Here is a 3,668-nt window from a genome sequence, read left to right on the forward strand (position 1 = left end):
CCCGGGTTATCGGCCCGGGGGGCCGCGGGTGTGCGAACACCCGCGGTTCCGCTCGGGTGACCCCGCCGGCCCCCGCTATGGCCCCCCCCCGCGCGGCGGGGTGGCGGGGGGGGGGGGGGGCCTTCGGAACGGGCGGGACCGGCGTCAGGCCTTGGTCACGTCCTCGATCTCGCTGTCGTCCTCGCGACCGGGGGTCTTGAGGTTGAACTTGGTGATCGCGAAGCGGAACGTGAAGTAGTAGATCGCCGCGAAGACCAGGCCGATCGGGATGATCAGCAGCGGGTTCTTGGCCAGGCTGAAGTTGATCGTGTAGTCGATCAGACCGGCCGAGAAGCTGAATCCGTGGTGGACGCCGAGGCCCCAGGTGACGGCCATCGAGACGGCGGTCAGCACCGCGTGGATCGCGTACAGGACCGGGGCGATGAAGAGGAAGGTGAACTCGATCGGCTCGGTCACGCCGGTGACGAAGCTGGTCAGCGCGATCGAGATCATCATGCCCATGACGGCCTTGCGGCGCTCGGGGCGGGCGCAGTGGGCGATCGCGAGGGCGGCGGCGGGCAGCGCGAACATCATGATCGGGAAGAAGCCCGCCTGGAACTGGCCGGCCGTCGGGTCGCCCGCCAGGAAGCGGTTGATGTCGCCGTGCACGACGGTGCCGTCCGGCTTGGTGAAGTCACCGGTCTGGAACCAGGCGTAGGTGTTGACGAACTGGTGCATGCCGATCGGGATCAGCGCGCGGTTGACCAGGCCGAAGATGCCGGCGCCGACCGCGCCCGCACCCACCAGGCTGTTGTTGACGTGCGAGATCGCGTCGCCGACGGGCTGCCAGCCGAGGCCGAACAGGACGCCCAGGCCAGTGCCGACGAAGGCCATGATGATCGGGACGAGGCGGCGGCCGTTGAAGAAGCCCAGCCAGTCGACCAGCTTGGTGCGGTGGAACCGCTGCCACAGGATGGCCGCGAGCAGACCGACCACGATGCCGCCGAGGACGCCCGGGTCCTGCGGCTTGCCCGCGGGGAGGGCGGCGGTGACGGTGCCGTCCGCCGGGAAGGCGGTCAGCACGTTCTTGAACACGAGGTAACCGACCAGCGCCGCCAGCGCCGTGGAGCCGTCCGCCTTCTTGGCGTAGCCGATCGCGATGCCGACGCAGAACAGCAGCGGCAGCGCACCGGTGATGGCGGTACCCGCAGCGCCGAAGACCTCGACGAGCTTCGCGGGGAAGTGCCACTTCTCATGGACGTCGGGCTGGCCCAGACGCGCCAGCAGACCGGCCGCCGGCAGCACGGCGATCGGCAGCTGGAGGCTGCGACCGACCTTCTGGAGACCGGGGAGGACGGCATTGCCGAACTTCTTGATCGGCGCCGGAGCCTTGGCGGGCGCCGGTGCCTGCGCAGACTGACTCATGGGGGTGGGTTCCTAACGGCATGGCGGGTCGGTCGGGGGGAAGGCACGGGGGCCGAACCGCGAACTGGTCTACACCACACGTGGTGTAGACCAGTTTTGTAGCACGGGTGGAGAACTCGGGGAAGCCCGGATAGCGGGGTTGTCGAGAAGCGCTATGAAATCGAAACCTGGATCCGGAGCGTTGATCATGATTTCAGTCGCGATTGTGATTTTGGCTATTTGCGCAACAAAAAGCGCCGGGCCCTTGCGGCGCCCGGGTCGTGGCGGGTCCGGCGGCCACCGTCGGGGCCGGGTCCGGGCGATCCGGCCGCTCCCGGGCGTGCGCGACGGCTGCCGAGAGTGACCGGAGGGTCGCGGACGTGCCCGGTGGGGCGCCCTCCGACGGCGGTCGGCACCCGTCCCGACCGCCGCCGGCACCCGTTCTGACCGCTGTCGGCACCCGTCCCGACGGCCGTCCGGCCGGCCGGATCGCGACCGAATTACCCATTCGGTGACTCCCGGGTAGGGAATTCCGTCCTTCGGTGAAATGCCGAAGGCCCCCGGACCGGTGGGTCCGAGGGCCTTTGCCGGAGGTTCTCCGGGAATTCGTTCCGTACGGTCGGGGAATCAGGCCTTGGTGACGTCCTCGACCTCGTCCTCGTCCTCGCGCCCCGGTGTTTTCAGATCGAATCTGACGATGATGAACCGGAAGAGCGCGTAGTACACCGCGGCGAAGCAGAGCCCGATGACGATGATCAGCCACGGTTTGGTGGCGAGCCCCCAGTTGATCACGTAGTCGATCAGGCCGGCCGAGAAGCTGAAGCCGTCGTGCACCCCCAGTCCCCAGGTGACCGCCATCGAGGCGCCGGTCAGCAGCGCGTGCAGGCCGTACAGGGCCGGGGCGATGTAGGCGAAGGAGTACTCGATCGGCTCGGTGACGCCGGTGACGAAGGAGGTCAGGCCGACCGAGAGCATCAGGCCGTAGATCTCCTTGCGGCGGTGCGGCTTGGCCGAGTGCGCGATCGCGAGTGCCGCGGCGGGCAGCGCGAACATCATGATCGGGAAGAATCCGGACTGGAACTGCCCCGCCGTCGGGTCCCCCGCGAGGAAACGCGGGATGTCGCCGTGCACGATGCTGCCGTCGGCCTTCGTGAACTCGCCGAACTGGAACCAGACGAAGGTGTTCAGCAGCTGGTGCATACCGATCAGCAGCAGCGCGCGGTTGAACAGGCCGAAGATGCCCGCGCCGCCCGCGCCGAGATCGGCGAGGTTCTGCGAGAAGTCGTTGAGGCCGCGGCCGATCGGGGGCCAGACCCACAGGGCGACGCAGGCGGTGGCCAGGCCGACCACGGCGGTGATCATCGGAACGAGGCGGCGGCCGTTGAAGAAGCCCAGCCAGTCGACCAGTCTGACGCGGTGGAACCGGACCCACAGCCAGGCCGACATCAGGCCGATCAGGATGCCGCCCAGCACCCCCGGGTTCTGGTACGTCGCGGCCGCCACCTTGGCCGAGCCGTAGTCGACGCACTGGGCGGTCCACGCGTCGGGGATCTGGACCGTCCCGGCCTTGCAGTGCTCCGGGAACGCGTGCAGCACCTTGTAGTAGACGAGGAAGCCGACCACGGCCGCCAGCGCCGTCGAACCGTCCGCCTTCTTGGCCATGCCGATCGCCACGCCGATGCAGAACAGCAGCGGCAGGCCGAGCGAGGAGTCGAGCAGTGCGCCGCCGGCCGCCGCGAAGACCTTGGCGACGTTGTTCCAGCCCAGGCCGTCCTTGCCGAACACGTCCGGCTGGCCGAGCCGGTTGAGGATGCCCGCCGCGGGCAGCACCGCGACCGGGAGCTGGAGGGAGCGGCCCATCTTCTGGAGGCCGCCGTAGAAGGTGTGCCACCACAGGTTCTGCGGGGCCGTGGCGCCTGCCGAACTCATCCTTCGCCCTCCGAGCGCGGTTGCCGACCGGTGGGCCCCTGCGGGACCCTCGGGCGGGGGTCAGGAACACCCGGGGTCCTTCCTGCGTTCATCGGAGTACACATATATTGGTGTAGACCACTTTGGGACGCAGGCCGGACGCCGGGACGCGAGCCCCGCTGATCGTCATCCTCGGGTGGCGGCCCGGAGCCTGCGCGCCGGAATGGGCCAAAAGTGGACTAACGTGGCAGACCGGACCTGCTCGGGTCATGCTGGTGGGGGGGGGCCGGGGGGGGGGCCCCCCCCCCACCACCCCCACCCCCCCCCCCCCCCACCACCCCCCCCCCCACCCACCACGACAGACCCCCCCACACCCA

The 3,668-nt window shown here is 69.4% G+C and carries 2 protein-coding genes; both read right to left on the reverse strand.

Annotation, left to right across the window (positions count from 1 at the left end; translation table 11 throughout):
• Positions 1-144: 144 nt before the first annotated feature.
• The gene (locus ACFWXO_RS06120) at positions 145-1,404 is read right to left on the reverse strand and encodes a PTS transporter subunit EIIC (RefSeq protein WP_380522535.1); all 1,260 of its coding nucleotides are present in this window, start codon (positions 1,402-1,404) and stop codon (positions 145-147) included.
• A 606-nt stretch (positions 1,405-2,010) separates the two neighbouring features.
• Positions 2,011-3,312: a PTS transporter subunit EIIC gene (locus ACFWXO_RS06125; RefSeq protein WP_380522536.1), complete on the reverse strand. Its 1,302-nt coding sequence runs from the start codon at positions 3,310-3,312 to the stop codon at positions 2,011-2,013.
• Between the last annotated feature and the right edge of the window lie 356 nt (positions 3,313-3,668).

The sequence above is a fragment of the Kitasatospora sp. NPDC059088 genome (assembly GCF_042738155.1).
In the GTDB taxonomy this organism is placed as follows: Bacteria; Actinomycetota; Actinomycetes; order Streptomycetales; family Streptomycetaceae; genus Kitasatospora.